Raw genomic sequence first — 17,429 nt, 5'->3', positions numbered from 1 at the left:
CGGCCCGCCTCTCCGGCTTCATCCGAAGACCTTCTTCACGTGCGCCAGTCCCGCCACCAACGCGTCCACCTCGGCGGTGGTGTTGTACAGGTAGAACGACGCCCTCGTGGTCGCCGCAATTCCGTAGCGCACGACGGCCGGCCGCGCGCAGTGGTGGCCGACCCGCACGGCGACGCCCAGGTCGTCCAGGACCTGGCCGACATCGTGCGGGTGGATGCCCTCGACGGAGAACGACACCTCCGCGACGCGCCCCTCGGCGGTGTTCGGCCCGATGATCCGCACGCCATCCACGTCGGCCAGCGCGGCCAGCACGTACGTCGTCAGCTCGTGCTCGTGCGCGGCGATGGCCGGCATGCCGACCGCGGTGAGGTAGTCGACCGCGGCGCCGAGCCCGACCGCCTCCGCGATCGGCGGGGTGCCGGCCTCGAACTTGTGCGGCGGCGGGGCGAACGTCGACCCCTCCATCGTCACCAGCTCGATCATCTCGCCGCCGCCGAGGAACGGGGGCAGCTCGGCCAACAGCGGCAGCCGGCCCCACAGCACGCCGATCCCGGTCGGGCCGAGCATCTTGTGCCCGGTGAAGGCGACGAAGTCCGCACCGAGCGCGTCGACGTCGAGCGGCAGGTGCGGCGCGGACTGCGACGCGTCCAGCAGCACCAGGGCACCGACCTCGCGGGCGCGGGCGATGACCCGCTCGACCGGGTTGATGGTGCCGAGCAGGTTCGACACGTGCACCATCGACACGATCTTCGTCCGCTCGGTGACCACGGAGTCCAGAGTGGACAGATCGAGCCGGCCGTCGTCGGTGATCCGGAACCACTTCAGGGACGCGCCGGTCCGCTGCGCGAGCTGGTGCCACGGCACGATGTTCGAGTGGTGCTCCATCTCGGTGATGACGATCTCGTCGCCAGGGCCGACCCGGTAGCCGGGCCCGGCGTCGCCGAGCACCCGGGCCACCAGGTTCATGGCCTCGGAGGAGTTCTTGGTGAACACCACCTCGTCACGGCTGGGCGCGCCGATGAACTGCGCGACCTTGTCCCGGGCGCCCTCGTACAGCGCCGTGGCCTCCTCGGCCAGCGTGTGGATGCCGCGGTGCACGTTGGCGTTGTGCTTCTCGTAGTACTCGACCAGCGCGTCGAGCACCTGGCGCGGCTTCTGCGAGGTGGCCGCGTTGTCCAGGTACACCAGCGGCTTGTCGCCGTGCACGAGCCGGGACAGGATCGGGAAGTCCTTGCGGATCGTCTCGACATCCAGTGGCGTGGTGGTGGTCATCCGGGAACCCTCGATTCTCAGCCGATGCCGGCCGGCTCCTGCTTGCCGGTGAACCGCACGTAGCCGTGCTCCTCGAGCTGCTCGGCCAGCTCGGAGCCACCGGACTCGACGATCCTTCCCCCACTGAAGACGTGCACGACATCAGGGGTGATGTGGCGCAGGATTCGGGTGTAGTGGGTGATCAGCATGATGCCGACCTCGCCGCCCGCCTTGACCCGGCCGATGCCCTCGGACACGACGCGCAGGGCATCCACGTCGAGGCCGGAGTCGGTCTCGTCGAGGATCGCGATCTTGGGCTTGAGCAGCGCCAGCTGCAGGATCTCGTGCCGCTTCTTCTCGCCTCCCGAGAAGCCCTCGTTCACGCTGCGGTCGGCGAAGGCGGGGTCGATGTCGAGGTCGGACATCGCCGTCTTGACCTCCTTGACCCAGTGCCGCAGCTTCGGCGCCTCGCCGCGCACTGCGGTGGCCGCGGTGCGCAGGAAGTTCGACATGGACACGCCGGGCACCTCGACGGGGTACTGCATGGCGAGGAACAGGCCGGCCCGGGCGCGCTCGTCGACGGTCATCGACAGCACGTCCTCGCCGTCCAACAGCACCTCGCCGGAGGTCACCTCGTACTTGGGGTGCCCGGCGACCGCGTAGGACAGCGTGGACTTGCCGGACCCGTTCGGGCCCATGATGGCGTGCGTCTCGCCCGCCCTGATGGTCAGGTCGACCCCGGACAGGATCTCCTTCTTCGTCTCGTCGGTGTTGACCGAAACGTGCAGACCCTTGATCTCCAGCGTGGCCATCTCTCGTGTTGCTCCTCAGTAGTTCTTGGTGGTGGTGACGTCCACGTGGACCTCACCGTCGCGGATCTCGACGGCGAACACGTCGACGGGCTCGGTGGCCGGAGGCGACGACGGCGCGCCGGTGCGCAGGTCGAAGCAGGAACCGTGCAGCCAGCACTCGATGCCCTTGGGCGTCACCTCGCCCTCGGACAGCGCCAGCTCCGCGTGCGAGCACTCGTCGCGCAGCGCGTGCACCGTGTCGCCCTGGCGCACCAGCACGAGCTCCACGTCGTCGACCTCGACGGCGAACGGCTTGCCGTCGTCGAGGTCGGACAGTGCACACGCGCGCATCATGCGCCGACCGCCTCGAGCTCTTCCTCGATGGCCGCCTCAAGGCGGTCCCGGATCTCCGGGACGGCAATCTTCATCAGCAGCTCGTGGAAGAAGCCCCGCACGACCAGCCGGCGCGCGGCGTCCTCCGGGATGCCGCGGGCCTGCAGGTAGAACAGCTGCTCGTCGTCGAACCGGCCGGTGGCGCTGGCGTGCCCGGCGCCGGCGATCTCGCCGGTCTCGATCTCCAGGTTCGGCACCGAGTCGGCGCGCGCGCCCTCGGTGAGCACCAGGTTCCGGTTCAGCTCGAAGGTCTCGGTGCCCTCGGCGGCCGCCCGGATGAGCACGTCGCCGATCCACACGGTCCGGGCGCCGTCTCCCTGCAGCGCGCCCTTGTAGACCACGTCGGACTTGCAGTTCGGCTCGGCGTGGTCGGCGAACGTGCGCAGCTCGATGTGCTGCCCAGCGTCGGCGAAGTACAGCCCGTTGAGCTGGGCGTCGCCGCCCGGCCCCGCGAACACGACGGTCGGGCTGACCCGGACCAGGTCGCCGCCGAGTGCCACGAGGTGGTGCTTGAGCGTCGCGTCCCGGCCGAGCCTGGCGTGGTGCGCGCAGACCTGCACCGCGTCATCGGCCCAGTCGTGCACGCTGACCACGGTGAGCCGCGCGCCGTGGCCGACGACGAGCTCGACGTTGTCCGCGACGGTGCCGCTGCCCCGGTGATCGACCACGACCACGGCCTCGGCGAACGGCTCGGCGCGAACCTGCAGGTGCCCGTAGGCGACCTGGCCCTCTCCCGGCCCGGTGACCGTCACCGTCGTGGTGGCCGACGTCCGGGTCTCCTTGGGCACGGTCACGACCGTGGCCTTCGGGAACGAGCTGTAGGCCTGTGCGGCGATCCGGTCACCGGGGGTGCCCGCGGCGCCGAGCCGCTCATCGTCCCGGCCGACCGTCTCGACGATGACCTCGGGCGCGGCGTCGACGTCGACCGTCAGCTCGCCGGTGGCGATCGCGGTGCCGTCGTGCAGTCCGCGGAGGCGCTTCATCGGCGTGAAGCGCCAGATCTCCTCCCGGCCACCCGGGACCTCGAACGCCTCGACGTCGAAGGCGGAGAACCGCTCGGCGCGGGACGCCTCCGGGACCACCGCACCATGGGAGTGCGGTGTCTGTGCGACGGTTGTCATCTAGCCGACGGCCCCTTCCATCTGCAGCTCGATGAGCCGGTTGAGCTCGAGCGCGTACTCCATCGGCAGCTCACGCGCGATCGGCTCGACGAAGCCGCGGACCACCATCGCCATCGCCTCGTCCTCGGTCAGGCCCCGGGACATGAGGTAGAACAGCTGGTTCTCGCTGACCTTGGACACCGTCGCCTCGTGGCCCATCGACACGTCGTCCGTGCGGATGTCCACGTACGGGTAGGTGTCGCTGCGGCTGATCTGGTCGACCAGCAGCGCGTCGCACTTCACCGTGGACTTCGAGTGGTGGGCGCGTTTCGCGACCTTCACCAGACCCCGGTAGGAAGTCCGGCCGCCGCCGCGGGCCACCGACTTGGACACGATCGTCGAGGACGTGTGCGGCGCCAGGTGCTCCATCTTCGCGCCCGCGTCCTGGTGCTGGCCCTCGCCCGCGAACGCGATCGAGAGGACCTCGCCCTTGGCGTGCTCGCCCATCAGGAACACCGACGGGTACTTCATCGTGACCTTGGAGCCGATGTTGCCGTCGATCCACTCCATGGTCGCGCCCTCTTCGGCCTTCGCGCGCTTGGTGACCAGGTTGTAGACGTTGTTCGACCAGTTCTGGATGGTCGTGTACCGGCAGCGGCCGCCCTTCTTCACGATGATCTCGACGACCGCCGAGTGCAGCGAGTCCGACGAGTAGATCGGTGCGGTGCAGCCCTCGACGTAGTGCACGTAGGCGCCCTCGTCGACGATGATCAGCGTCCGCTCGAACTGGCCCATGTTCTCGGTGTTGATCCGGAAGTAGGCCTGCAGCGGGATCTCGACGTGCACGCCCGGCGGCACGTAGATGAACGAGCCGCCGGACCACACGGCGCCGTTGAGCGCGGAGAACTTGTTGTCCCCGTGCGGGATGACCGAGCCGTAGTACTCCTCGAACAGCTCCGGGTGCTCCCGCAGCGCCGTGTCGGTGTCGAGGAAGATCACGCCCTGCTTCTCGAGCTCCTCGTTGATCTTGTGATAAACCACCTCGGACTCATACTGCGCGGCGACGCCCGCGACGAGGCGCTGCTTCTCCGCCTCCGGGATGCCGAGCTTGTCGTAGGTGTTCTTGATGTCCTCGGGGAGGTCCTCCCAGCTCGCGGCCTGCTGCTCGGTCGAGCGCACGAAGTACTTGATCGTGTCGAAGTGGATGCCGGACAGGTCCGCGCCCCAGTTGGGCATCGGCTTGCGGTCGAACAGTCGCAGCGCCTTGAGTCGGGACTCACGCATCCACTCCGGCTCGCCCTTCTTATCGGAGATGTCCCTGACGACGGCTTCGGACAGGCCGCGCTGGGCGCTCGCGCCGGCGACGTCGGAGTCGGCCCAGCCGAACTGGTACTTGCCCATGGAGGCAAGCGTCTCCTCCTGGGTCAGCGGCGGCGAACCCGCGCGTTCCGGGGCGGTGGTCATGAAGGCGTCCCTTCGGTCGTGGTGGGAGCGGTCTGGTTCGGGTCGGTCGGATTCGACCCGGTCGCGCCCGGCCCGGCGGGTTCGGTGCCGCCGAGCGGTACGTGTGTGGTGCACACGGCGTCGCCGCGTGCGATGGTCGCGAGCCGCTGCACGTGGGTGCCGAGCAGGTCGGCGAACGCCGCCGTCTCGACCTCGCACAGCTGGGGGAACTCCGCCGCGACGTGGGCGACCGGGCAGTGGTGCTGGCAGAGCTGCTCCCCTGTCCCGACGCGCCGCGTCGACGCAGCGTATCCCTCCCGCGTGAGCGCGGCCGCGAGAGCCTTGGTCCGGTCCGCGACCTCGTGTTGTGCGGCCACCGCGGCGCGGTGCCGGTCGACCAGCGTGGCCGCCCGGCGCTGCGCGAAGGCACGCACGGCGGTCTCGCCGCCGCCCTCGGCGACGAACCGGATGGCCGCGATGGCCAAGTCGTCGTAGGCGTGGCCGAAGCGTGCCCGGCCGGTCTCGGTGAGCAGCCAGAGCTTGGCCGGCCGCCCGCGCCCGCGCTGGCCGCGGCGGGGGGCGTCGCGGAACTCGGCCTCCCCGTTGGCGACCAGCACGTCGAGGTGCCGGCGCACGGCGGCGGGACTCAGCCCGAGGGTCTCGGCGACAGCGGCCGTCGTGATCGGCCCTTCCTCCAGCAGCAACCGCGCCACACCATGCCTGGTGCGACCCTCGGCGTGCTGCTCGTTTTTCACAACATCAGTGTGTCGTATTTCGTCGCGGCACGCAAAGACGGGGTCCCGGTGAGGTGAGCGGGGTCACTGCCGGCGCCACTCGATAGTCTTCCCAGCGTGGCGGCGGGTAGCGCGGTGCGTGGGGACGTGGACGAGCAGTCCGGCGCGCCGGCGGCCTCAACCGGCCCACTAGACGAACGCGAGCGCAAGCAGCTCGACGTGGTCCGCCGGTTCGGCACGGTCGGCTCGCTGCTGCTCGCGGTGGGGTCGCTCGGGGCGGGGGCGGCACCGGTGTTCAACCCGGTGTGGAGCCTGCCGCTCTTCAGCCTGTTCAGTCGCATGCCCACGGTGTCCATCGCGCTCGCGTTCACCGGCGTGTTCATGATCGTGCTGGCCTGGCTGGGTCTGGGCCGGCTGTCGCTGCCCGGCCGCGAGCGGATGGTGTCCTCGCCGCAGATGGCTCGCACACTGATCATGTGGACCGCGCCGCTGGTGTTCACGGTCCCGATGTTCTCCAAGGACGTCTACAGCTACCTCGCGCAGAGCGAGATCGCCGCGCGCGGCCTGGACCCGTACACGATCGGCCCGGCCGAGGCGCTCGGCAACGCGGACCCGCTCACCCGCGCGGTGCCGACGATGTGGCGGGACACGCCGTCGCCGTACGGGCCGCTGTTCATCACGATCAGCAAGGGCATCACGTGGGTCACCGGTGACCACGTGGTGATGGGTGTGGGGTTCCACCGGCTGCTGGCGCTCATCGGCTTCGCGATGATCGTGTGGTCGCTGCCGCGGTTGGCCCGGCGGTTCGGCATCAACCCGGTCAGCGCGCTGTGGCTCGGCGCGGCCAACCCCCTCGTGCTGTTCCACCTGGTCGTGGGCGTGCACAACGAGGCGCTCGCGATCGGTCTGATGCTGGTCGGCGTGGAGCTGGCGCTGAAGCGGATGCCCCGGGTCACACCGGACGGGCCGTTCCCGCCGTGGCAGCAGGGCGAGCTGCTCTGGTACGGCATCGGCGCCACGGTGATCACGCTGGGCGCCGCGGTGAAGATCCCGGCGGCGCTGGCGCTGGGCTTCCTCGGCGTGATGATCGCGCGCCGCTGGGGCGGCCGCTGGACGCACCTGCTCAACACGGCCGCGGTCCTGATGGTGCTGTTCCTCTCGGTGCTCACGATCGCGTCGCTGGGCAGCGGGCTGGGCTACGGCTGGGCGACGACGCTGACCACGGCCAACTCCATCAAGAGCTGGATGGCGCCGATGACCGCGCTCGGGTTCGGCGCCGGCGGCCTGGGCATCCTGCTCGGCCTGGGCAACCACATCGACGCGGCGATCATGGTGAGCCGGATGGTCGGCACGCTGATCGGCCCGTTGCTGGCGGCGAAGCTGCTGCTGGACGGCTTCCGGTGGCGGCTGCGCCCGATGATCGGCCTGGGCGCCGCACTCGGCGCGGTGCTGGTGTTCGGCGCGACGGTGCAGCCGTGGTACCTGCTGTGGGCCGCGCTGCCGCTGGCGGTGGCGGCCGGCAACATCCGGTTCCGGACGATGGCCACGGCGATCAGCGCGGCGTTCGCCGTGGCCCTGCCGCCGACCGGGACCACGTTCGACGGGCGTACGTACCAGCTGCCGTACACGTACGTGGCCGCGGCGCTCATCGTCCTGCTCGCGCTGTTCCTGGTCAGACACCACATCCCGGGCCGGCCGCCCAGGGTCGCGTCGTGGTGACGGACGAGAAGAGCACCCGGCGGAGTCGTCTTTCGCTGGGCCTGGCGCTGACGATGGGGCTCTACGTGCTCGTCTCGCCGTTCGTGTTCATCATGGGCGGACTGATGGTGATGGCGAGCGACGCGTGCAGCAGCGACTCCGACCGGCCGATCTGCTCCCCGGCGACACAACAACTGGTCTGGCAGTTGCCCGCTGGCTGCCTGGTCGTCGGGCTGATCATCGGCTGCGTGCTCGGCGGCCGGGCCATCAAACGTGATCGCACCCCGTACCCGTGGATCGTGCTGGCGTGGGCCCTGCCGTTGGTGGCGCTGGTCGTCTCCGCCAACATCGCGAACGCCGAATAGCCGGACAGGAACCTCGGCGACCCGGAATTGTCGGTGCCCTCGCCTAACGTGCGGTGCATGGTCACCTTCACCGAGTCCGACATCCGCTACGTGCTCAGCGAGTACCGGACGCTGGACGAGCTCTGCGAGGGCCGCGCCGAGAGCGTCGCCGAGATCCGTGCGCTGATCGCCGGTGGCCGCTTACCGAAGGCCACCTACGAGCTGCCCTCCGGTGAGGCCCGCTACCCGCCCGACTACTTCGCGCTGGTCGACGAGGCGGGCGGGGTCGACGCGCTGCCCGCGCGTTTCCGTGCCCGGTACCTGGCCGCCGCGGGACCGCCGGCGACCGCCGATGCCGACGAGGACTGGGCGGGCTACCTGAGCGGCCAGTTCGGCGTGTGCCTGCGCTCGGTCACGCCGGAGTCGATGGCGGGGAAGAACAGGCTGGTCCGCCGGATCGAGCAGCTGGTCACCGCGCCCCACGAGGACGATCCCGCGTGGCGCTCGGAGTTACGCACCACGGTGGACGCCCTCGACTCACTCGAGCGGCCGTTCACCGAGTTCGACCGGCAGCGCTGGGGCGATACCAGCCGGATCCGGCACATCGACCGCGTGCGGGAACGGTTCCCGGCCGCGTTCGAGGAGGCTCGCGAGCCGATGGTGGACGCCACGTCATAGCCTTACCGTCGTGAGCGCCAGCACCCCTGTTCCCGCCGTTGACGTGTCGGGACTGGTCAGGCGCTTCGGGGCGACCGTCGCGGTGGACGGGCTGGACCTTCGCCTCGAATCCGGCCAGGTGCTCGCGTTGCTGGGCCCGAACGGCGCGGGGAAGACCACGACGATCGAGATCTGCGAGGGTTTCCGGCGCCGCGACGCGGGTTCGGTGCGCGTGCTCGGCCTCGATCCGGCCACGGACGGCGAGCGGCTGCGCCCACGGATCGGCGTGATGCCGCAGGGCGGTGGCGCGTACCCGGGCGTGCGGGCCGAGGAGATGCTGGCCCTGGTCGCGGCGTGCGCGGCGAACCCGATCGACCCGGCGTGGCTGATCGACGTGCTCGGCCTCGGCTCCGCGCGGCGCACGCCGTACAAGCGGTTGTCGGGCGGCCAGCAGCAGCGGCTGTCGCTGGCGTGCGCGCTGGTGGGCCGCCCGGAGCTGATGTTCCTGGACGAGCCGACGGCTGGCCTGGATCCGCAGGCACGCCGGCTGGTGTGGGAGCTGGTGACCGCGCTGCGGGCGGACGGCGTCTCGGTGCTGCTCACGACGCACGCGATGGAGGAGGCCGAGGAGCTGGCCGACCACGTGGTGATCATCGACCGCGGCCGCGTGGTGGCCGAGGGCAGCCCGCGCCAGCTCACGACCGAGCAGCCGGACGTGGCGCAGCTGCGGTTCCGTGCCCGGCCGGGCATGGACACGAGCAAGCTCTGTGCCGCACTGCCGGCCGGCAGCCGGATCGACGAGCCGACACCGGGCGCGTACCTGCTGTCGGGCAAGGTGGACCCCGAGGTGGTGTCGGCGGTGACCGCGTGGTGCGCGCAGGAGGGCGTGCTGGCCGAGGAGCTGCACGTGGGCCGCCGCAGCCTGGAGGACGTCTTCCTCGACCTGACGGGACGGGAACTGCGCTGATGACCACGTTCCCGGCCGGCACGTTCACCCCGGCACCCGGCCGCGGCCGGGTCGGCCGCATGCTCGCCGTCCACGCGCGGACCGAGGCGCTGCTGACCCTGCGCAACGGCGAGCAGGTCCTGCTGACACTGCTGATCCCGCTCGCGCTCCTGGTCGGCCTGACCGTGCTCGACGTCTTCCCCGTGCCGCAGCCGCGCATCGACTCGGTGGCGCCCCGGATCTTCGCGCTCGCGGTGATGTCGTCCGCGTTCACCGGCCAGGCCATCGCACTCGGGTTCGACCGCCGCTACGGCGTCCTCAAGCGTCTCGCCGCGACCGCGCTCCCCCGCTGGCTGCTGGTCGGCGGCCGCGTGATCGCCGGTGTCGTGATCGTGGCCGTGCAGCTCGTGGTGCTCGGCGTGGTGGCGGTGCTCCTCGGCTGGTCCCCGTCGGCGGCGGGGGTCGGCTGGGCGGTCCTGCTCGTGGTCCTGGGCACCCTCGCCTTCGGCGCGCTGGGCGTCCTGCTCGGCGGCGCCCTGAAGGCCGAGGTCGTGCTGGCGCTGGCGAACATCGTGTGGTTCGTCCTGCTGCTGGCCGGTGGCATCGCGGTCCCGGCGGCCTCGATGCCCGACGCGCTCGGGACCGTCATCGGCCTGCTGCCGTCGGGTGCGCTCGCCGAGGGCCTGCGCGTGGCGCTCGTGGACGGAGAAGCGCCAGGCTGGTCTGCCGTCGCGGTTCTGGCCGGTTGGGGCGCGGTCGCCGCGCTCGTGGCCACGCGCACCACGAAGCTGTCCTGACCGGCACGGGCCGGCACGGGTCCGACCAGGGCCCTCGACCCGGGTTGCCTACGATCGGACGGTGCCGTTCGATTCCGTGAAGGCTCGCGTCGACCGCCTGCCCAGTCCCGGCCGCCGGCTGCAGCTGGGGGTCGCGATCACGGTCGTCGCCACGCAGGCGCTCATCGCGATGACCGGCGCTATCGTGCGGGTCACCGGGTCCGGGCTCGGCTGCCCCACCTGGCCCGAGTGCTTCCCCGGCAGCATGGTGCCGGTCTCGCACCCCGAGTACGCCACGCTCAACCAGTGGATCGAGTACGGCAACCGCCTCTTCACGGGCATCGTCGGGATCGTCGCGGGCGTCGCGCTCGTCCTCGCCGTGCTGAACAAGCCGCGCGACCGGCGCTACCTCCGCCTCGCGGTCGCGATGCCCGTCGGTGTCGTGATCCAGGCCGGGCTCGGCGGGATCACCGTCCGCCTGGACCTCGTCTGGTGGACCGTCGCCATCCATCTCCTCGCGTCCACGGTGATGGTGTGGCTCGCGACGCTGCTCGTGCACGCCGTGCCGCGCGCGGACGCCCGCCCGGGTGCGCGCAGCCGGACCGTCGAGACCTGGCTCTACGTCCAGACCGCGCTCCTCGCCGGGATCCTCGTCACCGGCACCATGGTCACCGGCGCCGGCCCGCACGGCGGCGACCCGCAGACCCCGCGGCTCGGCATCCCGGTCGAGACCCTGGCCCACGTGCACGCGGCGGCCCTCTACACGTTCCTCGGCTCCCTCGTGCTGCTCGGCTTCTGGCTGCGCGGCGTCACGAACCCGCCCTGGCGCCGCTACCAGGTGCTGGTCGGCGTGGTGCTCGCGCAGGGCACCATCGGGTTGGTGCAGTTCTGGACCGGCGTGCCGGAGCTGCTCGTGTCACTGCACGTGCTCGGCGCCATGGCGGTCATCGTCGCCACGGCCTCGCTGTGGTGCGGGGTCCGCGGTGACGGCCGGACGGCGCATCCGCGTACGGACCGGACCGCGACAGTAGCGCCGGAGCCCCAGACGACTTAACGTGGACCACGAGCCTACGGCTACGTAACCGTAGGTTGCGTTGACAGGCCGCGTCCCGGCCAAGTTACGAGGTCGAACACCATCACCGCCACTCTGTCGCCGACGCGCGAAGAACCCCGTCCCCAGTCGAAACCCCTGATCGGTCGCCGGCGCTCGCTGCCGGAGGCGTTCGTCGTCAAGTTGTTCATCCTCATCCCGTTCCTCGCGTTGGTCGCGGCCGTTCCGATGCTGTGGGGGTGGGGGCTCGGCTGGACCGATGTCGGTCTCGCCGCCGCCTTCTACGTGGTCTCCGCTCTCGGCGTGACCGTCGGCTACCACCGCCACTTCACCCACGGCTCCTTCAAGGCGAAGCGCCCGCTGAAGATCGCGCTGGCCGTCGCCGGCGGGCTGGCCTCGCAGGGCTCGGTCATCGCCTGGGTCGCCGACCACCGCCGCCACCACGCCTTCTCCGACCGCGAGGGCGACCCGCACTCCCCCTGGTTGTTCGGCACGTCCGCACGCGCCATCGCGAAGGGCTTCTGGCACTCGCACATGGGCTGGCTCTTCGAACGCGACCAGACCAACGTCGACCGCTTCGCCCCCGACCTGCTCGCCGACCGCGACATCCGCGTGCTGGACCGGCTTTTCATGCCCCTGACCGTGGTCACCCTGGCGCTGCCGGGCGTTCTCGGCGGGCTCATCACGTGGTCGGTGTGGGGTGGGGTCACCGCGCTGTTCTGGGCCGGGTTCGTGCGGGTGGCCTTCCTGCACCACGTGACCTGGTCGGTCAACTCGATCTGCCACATGGTCGGATCGCGGCCGTTCGCGAGCCGGGACAAGGCGGCGAACTTCTGGCCGCTCGCGATCCTTTCCATGGGCGAGTCCTGGCACAACTCCCACCACGCGGACCCGACCGGTGCCCGGCACGGCGTGCTGCGTGGACAGCTCGACATCTCCGCGCGGCTCATCTGGATCTTCGAGAAGCTCGGCTGGGCCACCGCGGTCCGCTGGCCGAGGCCCGAACGGCTCGCCGCGAAAAGGGTGACCGCAGCGGGATAAGGTCCCGTACAGGCCTGGACGAACGCTGGACCAACGCGGAGGACAACGTGGTAGACGCGGTCGTGGTACGCGCCACCGGCGGGCCGGAGATGCTGGAGTTCACGCAGGTCGACGTGCCGGCGCCTGGCCCCGGGGCGCTGCTGGTCGACGTCGCCGCGGCCGGCGTCAACTACCTCGACACCTACCACCGGCGTGGGCTCTACCCGAAGGATCTGCCGTTCACGCCGGGCAACGAGGGCGCGGGCGTGGTGCGCGCGGTCGGCCCGGACGTCACCGACTTCTCGGTCGGCGACCGCGTCGCCTGGGCCGACGTGGCGGGCTCCTACGCGCAGCAGGCCGTGGTGCCGGTCGACAAGGCGTTCGCCGTTCCCGCCGGGATCGACGACGAGGTCGCCGCGGCCGCGATGCTGCAGGGGTTGACCGCCCACTACCTCGTGACGTCGACCTACCCGGTGAAGCCCGGCGACACCGTGCTCGTCCACGCGGCTGCGGGCGGGGTGGGGCTGCTGCTCGTCCAGGCCGCGAAGTCCCGTGGCGGCAAGGTGATCGGCACGGTGTCCACCGCGGAGAAGGAGGAGCTCGCCCGGTCCGCCGGCGCGGACGAGGTCATCCGCTACACCGAGACCGACTTCGCGGCGGAGATCGACCGGATCACCGGCGGCGTGGGCGTCGCCGCGGTCTACGACGGCGTCGGCAAGGACACGTTCGACCGCAGCATGGACTGCCTCGCCACGCGCGGCATGCTGGTGCTGTTCGGCCAGGCCAGTGGCCCGGTGCAACCGGTCGACCCGCAGCGGCTCAACACCGGCGGCTCGCTGTTCCTCACCCGGCCGATGCTCGCCCACCACCTCGCGACGACCGAGGAGTACCGCTGGCGCTGCGACGAGCTGTTCTCCGCGATCTCCGCCGGCCGCATCGACATCCGGATCGGCGCCCGCTACCCACTCGCGGACGCCCGCAAGGCCCATGAGGATCTCGAAGGCCGGCGGACCACCGGGAAGCTCCTGCTCATCCCGTGATCCGCCGGCTCACTCGGTCTAAGCCGCCGGCGTGACCTTCACGGCGTCGATGACGAACACCAGCGTCTCGTTCTCCAGCTCGTTGCCGGACCCCGCGTAGGCCAGCTCCGGCGGCGCGACGATCAGCCGCCGGCCGCCCTGCTTCATGCCCACCAGCCCCTGGTTCCACGCCTCGATGAGCCCGGACCCCACGGTCGGCACGTCCAGCGGCCCCTGGCCGGACGGCGGGTACGAGGTCTCCACCTCCTGGCCGGTGGACCAGGCGGTCAGCGCGTAGTGAGCCTGCAGCTGGGCACCCTCGGCGGCCGCCGGACCGGTGCCCGGTGTCAGGTCCTCCACGACCAGCTTGGTCGGCGCGGAGCAGTTCTGCGGCACGGTGATCCGCGGGTGCTGGCCGGCCGCACCGGTGACCTCGATGTCGTCCGCCGTGCACTCCACCGCCGTGCTGACGCCCGAGCTCCGCGGCGCGCTGGTCGTCGACTCTGGTGGCGCCGTCGTCTCTTCCGTCTCCTCCGGCGAGCTCGGTGGTGGGAAGCTCACGGTGTCCCCGGGCGGTTCGGTGGACGCTTGGTCGCTGCTGACGCACCCGGCGAGGGTCGCGACCGACGCCACCACCGCGACGAGGATCTTGCTCACGTTGCGCATGGTTCGCGAGCTTAAAGGGCGCGTTCCGGCGGCGGGCGGCGGCTATCGGCAACTGTGCCGGTCACTCGTTTCGCCTATTTCTCGCGACCATCCGGCAAAGGTAGAGTAACTCCCCGCGCTCGTTCAAATACACAGAGCATTCGTCCGATCGGGCGCCCGCCAAGGAGGTGAATACCTTGCCCGCGGAAGCCAAGGGCCTCCGCAAGAACCCGATTCAAGAGATCTTCTGGACGAGAACCGGCCTCCTACTCCTGATCTTGTTGGTGACTTCGGGCGTGGCGATGATCGCCACCAGCGGCATGGCTCCCGGTTTGGGAAAGAACCTGCTCACCGCCGTGGCCACCGGCACCCTGGTATCGGCGATCGTCGGTTTCGGCCAAACACTCATCACGGCGAGCGCCACCCAGCGCGCGATGCTCACCCCGCTCATCGACGAGAGCCGCCAAGCGCTCCACGACCTCTCCGCCGAATACCGCTCGATGAACCAGGAGTTCTTCCCCACCCACATCTTCGAGCCGACCGCGGAGCCGAACCCGGCGCTGAACCGGCTGCTGATGCAGGACCTCCACCACGCCCGGCAGTACCTGTTCCGCGGCTTCTCCGGCCGGCACGCGGCCGCGCGGCTACTGCTGTCGAAGGCCGAGTGGGAGTTCCGGGCCGTGATCGCCGACCCGCGCAACGCCAGCGGGATCAGTGGCCGGGCCCGGTACCTGCTGCGGCACTCCGCGACCGACGCCGACTACGACACGGTCTACGACCGGTTGCACGAGGAGATCCACATCGGGCTCGTCGGCCTGTACCTCGCCCGCAGCCGGTGCAGCAGGCTCGAGGTCACCGTGATCTCCGACCCGCCGATCGACCGGCTGGAGATCTTCGACGACAGCGTCTGGGTGACCCTCTACAGCGACGTCCGGGCCACCGCCGAGTTCCCGCGCACGCTGCGCTTCTCCGAGGGCTCGTTCATCTACAACATGGAACGCGCCGAGTTCGCCCGGATCTCCGCGTCACAGCACGCGCACCACCTGGAGATCACGCCGAACACCTCGCGTGAGGACTTCATCGAGCAGTTCCAGAAGATCACCGGCACGCCGCTGTCCGAGGAGAAGTTCCTCGAGCTGAACGGCGAGTTCTACAACCTCCTCCGGGAGTTCTCCGTCACCGCCGAGTTGGGGAGCTGATGTCTCGTGCCTCACCGGGTCGACGCGCTGGGCGAACTGGCCGAGCAGCTGAGCGCGGCCGAGTTCGACCTGTCAAACCGCTGGGACACCGTGGACGAGTGGTTCGAGCCCTGGGCCGACCAGCCGGGGCTGCGTGCCAACCTGCGGCACCACCTGCTCGAGTTACCCGACGAGAAGGCCGCGGCCGTCATCAGCCGCTCGCGCGAGACGACGACCCACTTCGCCTGGTGCCTGCGCGACGTGCCGGGTGAGCCGTTCACGTTCTGGCTGCACGAGTACAAGGAGCAGCGGGACTGGCGGCAGGGCTACGCCGACTCCGTGCACAACCACCGCTACCACTTCTGCACGACGATCCTGCGCGGTGGCTACCTGCACGAACGCTACGCGGCGACGATGACCCCCGGCAGCAAGCTGATCAACTCGGCCGAGCTGGTGACCAGGACGCCGTGCCCGGTCGGCGCGACCGCCTTCCTGCTCGCGTCGGACTTCCACCGCATCCCGCGTGCGGCCGAGGGCACCATGACGTTCCTCGTGAAGTCCCGCGAGGTCACGCCGTGGAGCCTGTCCTACGACCCCGACACCCACGAGAGCCACCGGCACGTGCCGGTCGAGGCCCGGCTGGGAAACCTGGCCAGCCGGCTCTGACACGGCTCTGAAACGGCACTGACACGATCTTGACCCGGCCTACATCAGACATCTGGAGGCTTCCCGAGAGCAGACACGGGCCGCGTGCGGCGTTTACCATCAGCCGGGCAACCATGCCAACTGGCACGGTCGCTGGGGAGGCTCGATGCACACGGAGGACATCGCACCGGTACGCACGGCCGCGCCGGCCGTACCGCCGGGGGCGTTGGCCAGCGTCGACGCGCAGGTTCGGCGCCTGTGTGTGCGCTACGCCGGACGGCTGCCGTTCCACGGCTGGCACCACGTGAGCTTCGTCCGCTCCAAGGCCGTGCAGTTCGCCCGGTCCAACGGCGCCGAGGTCAGCGTCGTGGAGACCGCGGCCCTGGTGCACGACGTGAACTACCTCGTACGGCGCAACTCGGCCGCGGCCGCCGGCGCGCCGCTGCGGATGGACATGCTGGCCCGTGCCGGCGTGGTGCCGGGGACCGCGCGGTGGATCGACGACATCGTGGTCGAGGCGGAGATGGCCAACCGCGGTCCGGACATCTCCGTGGAGGCGCAGGCCCTCTCCGACGCCGACACGCTGTTCAAGGCGTTGCCCGTGACGCCGGTGATGCTGTCGCACCGCTACCTCGCGGAGAACGGCATCACCCTGCGCGAGCTGGCCGACAAGATCCTCGGCGAGCAGCAGACCGCGCACGACGCCGGCTACTACTTCTACAACCCGGACGCGGCGGCCGCCTACTCGACCTGGGCGACGACGAACCTGATGCTGTGGCAGCACATCCGCGAGTCGCTGGACGACCACGACGTGGCGCAGCTGCTGGACGCGGTGACCGCGCTCGGCATCATCGGCCTGCCCGGACCGCCCGCGCCTTCCCGGCCGGGTCACTGAGTACGACCAGCAGGTCGGCGAGGCGCTCGAAGCCCTCGGCGACGCCGTGTTCCATACCGGAGGCGAGGACGGCGTCGCGGATCTCCCGTGTGGGGAAGCGGACGGTGTTGGTCAGCGTGGTGCGCCCCGCGTGCTCGGTGAGCACGACGGTGGCGAGCGTCTCGTGGTCGGCACGGGCCTCGCAGTCCACATTGGACTCCGTGGTGACGATCCGCTCCGGCGCGGCGATCTCGACGTATGTGCCGCGCAGGGTCATCCGCGCGCCGCGGGGGCCGTGCAGCAGGTAGTACCAGGCGCCGCCGGGGCGCAGGTCGATCTCGCAGACGGCGAGGCGCCAGCCGTGCGGGCCGAACCACCGCTTGAGCAACTCGGGCCTGGTGTGTGCCTCGAACACGAGGCGGCGCGGGGCGGCGAACTCCTTGGCGAGCACGATCTCGCGGTCGGTCGGCGTGGTGACGATCATCGTTCCTCCTGTAGGTCGCCGAGCAGCGACTCGAGTCGTTCGTAGCTCTCGGCCCAGAACCGTCGGTAACCGACGAGCCACTCGGCCGCGTCGCGCAGTGGCTCGGCCTCGAGGCGGCATGGGCGGCGTTGCGCGTCGCGGCCGCGGGACACGAGGCCGGCGCGTTCGAGGACCTTGAGGTGCTTGGAGATCGCCGGCTGCGTCATGTCGAAGGGCTCGGCCAGCTCCTTCACCGAGGCCTCGCCCCGCGCGAGCCGCGCGAGGATGGCGCGCCGGGTGGGGTCCGCGAGCGCGGCGAACGTCGCGTCCAGCCGGTCGAGGGTCGCGGTCAGCTCCATCACCTCCAGGTTCAATAACCGGACGGTAATGGAGTGGTCGGT

Annotated in this window: 20 protein-coding genes; 11 read left to right on the top strand and 9 right to left on the bottom strand. The window is 70.6% G+C overall.

Going from position 1 to position 17,429, the window contains the following annotated elements:
• Nucleotides 1-18: 18 nt before the first annotated feature.
• Genes ACRDTB_RS16810 through ACRDTB_RS16785 form a run of 6 tightly spaced genes read right to left on the bottom strand, consistent with a single transcriptional unit; the run spans nt 19 to nt 5,733 of the window.
• Nucleotides 19-1,272, bottom strand: a complete 1,254-nt coding sequence (locus ACRDTB_RS16810) for a cysteine desulfurase (protein ID WP_431431269.1) — start codon at nt 1,270-1,272, stop codon at nt 19-21.
• A 17-nt stretch (nt 1,273-1,289) separates the two neighbouring features.
• Complete coding sequence (sufC, locus tag ACRDTB_RS16805) at nt 1,290-2,063, bottom strand: Fe-S cluster assembly ATPase SufC (RefSeq protein WP_431431267.1); 774 nt, start codon at nt 2,061-2,063, stop codon at nt 1,290-1,292.
• A 15-nt stretch (nt 2,064-2,078) separates the two neighbouring features.
• On the bottom strand, nt 2,079-2,396 hold the full coding sequence (locus ACRDTB_RS16800; protein ID WP_431431265.1) for a non-heme iron oxygenase ferredoxin subunit: 318 nt from the start codon (nt 2,394-2,396) through the stop codon (nt 2,079-2,081).
• Nucleotides 2,393-3,556 carry a Fe-S cluster assembly protein SufD gene (gene sufD / locus ACRDTB_RS16795; RefSeq protein ID WP_431431263.1) on the bottom strand — a complete coding sequence of 388 codons (1,164 nt, stop codon included), beginning with the start codon at nt 3,554-3,556 and terminating at the stop codon, nt 2,393-2,395. Before sufD ends, ACRDTB_RS16800 begins: the two co-directional genes overlap by 4 nt.
• Complete coding sequence (sufB, locus tag ACRDTB_RS16790; RefSeq protein WP_431431295.1) at nt 3,557-4,936, bottom strand: Fe-S cluster assembly protein SufB; 1,380 nt, start codon at nt 4,934-4,936, stop codon at nt 3,557-3,559.
• A gap of 59 nt (nt 4,937-4,995) precedes the next feature.
• Nucleotides 4,996-5,733: a helix-turn-helix transcriptional regulator gene (locus ACRDTB_RS16785; protein ID WP_431431260.1), complete on the bottom strand. Its 738-nt coding sequence runs from the start codon at nt 5,731-5,733 to the stop codon at nt 4,996-4,998.
• 96 nt (nt 5,734-5,829) lie between these two features.
• Between ACRDTB_RS16785 and mptB the strand changes: the two genes are divergently transcribed.
• The 8 genes from mptB to ACRDTB_RS16745 all read left to right on the top strand — a co-directional run bounded on the left by mptB (nt 5,830) and on the right by ACRDTB_RS16745 (nt 13,244).
• Nucleotides 5,830-7,431: a polyprenol phosphomannose-dependent alpha 1,6 mannosyltransferase MptB gene (mptB, locus tag ACRDTB_RS16780; protein ID WP_431431258.1), complete on the top strand. Its 1,602-nt coding sequence runs from the start codon at nt 5,830-5,832 to the stop codon at nt 7,429-7,431.
• Complete coding sequence (locus ACRDTB_RS16775) at nt 7,425-7,775, top strand: hypothetical protein (protein WP_431431256.1); 351 nt, start codon at nt 7,425-7,427, stop codon at nt 7,773-7,775. The genes mptB and ACRDTB_RS16775 overlap by 7 nt, the downstream gene beginning before the upstream one ends.
• 57 nt (nt 7,776-7,832) lie before the next feature.
• On the top strand, nt 7,833-8,432 hold the full coding sequence (locus ACRDTB_RS16770; protein WP_431431253.1) for a DUF6058 family natural product biosynthesis protein: 600 nt from the start codon (nt 7,833-7,835) through the stop codon (nt 8,430-8,432).
• Between the two features lie 10 nt (nt 8,433-8,442).
• Complete coding sequence (locus ACRDTB_RS16765; RefSeq protein WP_431431252.1) at nt 8,443-9,378, top strand: ABC transporter ATP-binding protein; 936 nt, start codon at nt 8,443-8,445, stop codon at nt 9,376-9,378.
• Complete coding sequence (locus tag ACRDTB_RS16760; RefSeq protein WP_431431251.1) at nt 9,378-10,154, top strand: ABC transporter permease; 777 nt, start codon at nt 9,378-9,380, stop codon at nt 10,152-10,154. Before ACRDTB_RS16765 ends, ACRDTB_RS16760 begins: the two co-directional genes overlap by 1 nt.
• Nucleotides 10,155-10,215: 61 nt before the next feature.
• Nucleotides 10,216-11,187, top strand: coding sequence for a COX15/CtaA family protein (locus ACRDTB_RS16755; protein ID WP_431431249.1), 972 nt, complete (start codon nt 10,216-10,218; stop codon nt 11,185-11,187).
• Between the two features lie 81 nt (nt 11,188-11,268).
• Nucleotides 11,269-12,225, top strand: coding sequence for an acyl-CoA desaturase (locus ACRDTB_RS16750; RefSeq protein ID WP_431431294.1), 957 nt, complete (start codon nt 11,269-11,271; stop codon nt 12,223-12,225).
• 47 nt (nt 12,226-12,272) lie between these two features.
• Complete coding sequence (locus tag ACRDTB_RS16745; protein ID WP_431431247.1) at nt 12,273-13,244, top strand: quinone oxidoreductase family protein; 972 nt, start codon at nt 12,273-12,275, stop codon at nt 13,242-13,244.
• Between the two features lie 18 nt (nt 13,245-13,262).
• Here the strand turns inward: ACRDTB_RS16745 and ACRDTB_RS16740 are convergent, their stop codons facing one another.
• Complete coding sequence (locus ACRDTB_RS16740; protein WP_431431246.1) at nt 13,263-13,889, bottom strand: FKBP-type peptidyl-prolyl cis-trans isomerase; 627 nt, start codon at nt 13,887-13,889, stop codon at nt 13,263-13,265.
• Nucleotides 13,890-14,056: 167 nt separating this feature from the next.
• Between ACRDTB_RS16740 and ACRDTB_RS16735 the strand changes: the two genes are divergently transcribed.
• The 3 genes from ACRDTB_RS16735 to ACRDTB_RS16725 all read left to right on the top strand — a co-directional run bounded on the left by ACRDTB_RS16735 (nt 14,057) and on the right by ACRDTB_RS16725 (nt 16,586).
• Nucleotides 14,057-15,067, top strand: coding sequence for a hypothetical protein (locus tag ACRDTB_RS16735; protein WP_431431244.1), 1,011 nt, complete (start codon nt 14,057-14,059; stop codon nt 15,065-15,067).
• Nucleotides 15,068-15,073: 6 nt separating this feature from the next.
• A complete protein-coding gene (locus tag ACRDTB_RS16730; protein ID WP_431431242.1) occupies nt 15,074-15,712 on the top strand; it encodes a hypothetical protein in 639 nt (212 codons plus the stop codon).
• 145 nt (nt 15,713-15,857) lie between these two features.
• On the top strand, nt 15,858-16,586 hold the full coding sequence (locus ACRDTB_RS16725) for an HD family phosphohydrolase (RefSeq protein WP_431431241.1): 729 nt from the start codon (nt 15,858-15,860) through the stop codon (nt 16,584-16,586).
• On the opposite strand, the gene ACRDTB_RS16720 is transcribed toward ACRDTB_RS16725, so the two are convergent.
• Together ACRDTB_RS16720 and ACRDTB_RS16715 are read right to left on the bottom strand one after the other, a co-directional pair.
• Entirely contained in the window at nt 16,540-17,049 is a 510-nt protein-coding gene (locus tag ACRDTB_RS16720; RefSeq protein ID WP_431431240.1) for an SRPBCC family protein, read from the bottom strand. The two genes, ACRDTB_RS16725 and ACRDTB_RS16720, sit on opposite strands and share 47 nt — an antisense overlap.
• Nucleotides 17,046-17,387, bottom strand: a complete 342-nt coding sequence (locus ACRDTB_RS16715) for an ArsR/SmtB family transcription factor (protein WP_431431292.1) — start codon at nt 17,385-17,387, stop codon at nt 17,046-17,048. Before ACRDTB_RS16715 ends, ACRDTB_RS16720 begins: the two co-directional genes overlap by 4 nt.
• Between the last annotated feature and the right edge of the window lie 42 nt (nt 17,388-17,429).

Origin of the sequence: Actinophytocola sp. (genome assembly GCF_050699935.1) — a bacterium.
GTDB lineage: Bacteria > Actinomycetota > Actinomycetes > Mycobacteriales > Pseudonocardiaceae > Actinophytocola.
The sequence above is the reverse complement of the archived record's forward strand: the minus strand, read 5'-3'. Positions and strand labels throughout refer to the sequence as shown.

Coding starts and splice junctions, on each gene's coding strand:
- ACRDTB_RS16810 (WP_431431269.1), bottom strand. CDS start 1,272: ATGACCACCACCACGCCACTGGATGTCGAGACGATCCGCAAGGACTTC.
- sufC (WP_431431267.1), bottom strand. CDS start 2,063: ATGGCCACGCTGGAGATCAAGGGTCTGCACGTTTCGGTCAACACCGAC.
- ACRDTB_RS16800 (WP_431431265.1), bottom strand. CDS start 2,396: ATGATGCGCGCGTGTGCACTGTCCGACCTCGACGACGGCAAGCCGTTC.
- sufD (WP_431431263.1), bottom strand. CDS start 3,556: ATGACAACCGTCGCACAGACACCGCACTCCCATGGTGCGGTGGTCCCG.
- sufB (WP_431431295.1), bottom strand. CDS start 4,936: ATGGGCAAGTACCAGTTCGGCTGGGCCGACTCCGACGTCGCCGGCGCG.
- ACRDTB_RS16770 (WP_431431253.1), top strand. CDS start 7,833: ATGGTCACCTTCACCGAGTCCGACATCCGCTACGTGCTCAGCGAGTAC.
- ACRDTB_RS16760 (WP_431431251.1), top strand. CDS start 9,378: ATGACCACGTTCCCGGCCGGCACGTTCACCCCGGCACCCGGCCGCGGC.
- ACRDTB_RS16740 (WP_431431246.1), bottom strand. CDS start 13,889: ATGCGCAACGTGAGCAAGATCCTCGTCGCGGTGGTGGCGTCGGTCGCG.
- ACRDTB_RS16725 (WP_431431241.1), top strand. CDS start 15,858: ATGCACACGGAGGACATCGCACCGGTACGCACGGCCGCGCCGGCCGTA.
- ACRDTB_RS16720 (WP_431431240.1), bottom strand. CDS start 17,049: ATGATCGTCACCACGCCGACCGACCGCGAGATCGTGCTCGCCAAGGAG.
- ACRDTB_RS16715 (WP_431431292.1), bottom strand. CDS start 17,387: ATGGAGCTGACCGCGACCCTCGACCGGCTGGACGCGACGTTCGCCGCG.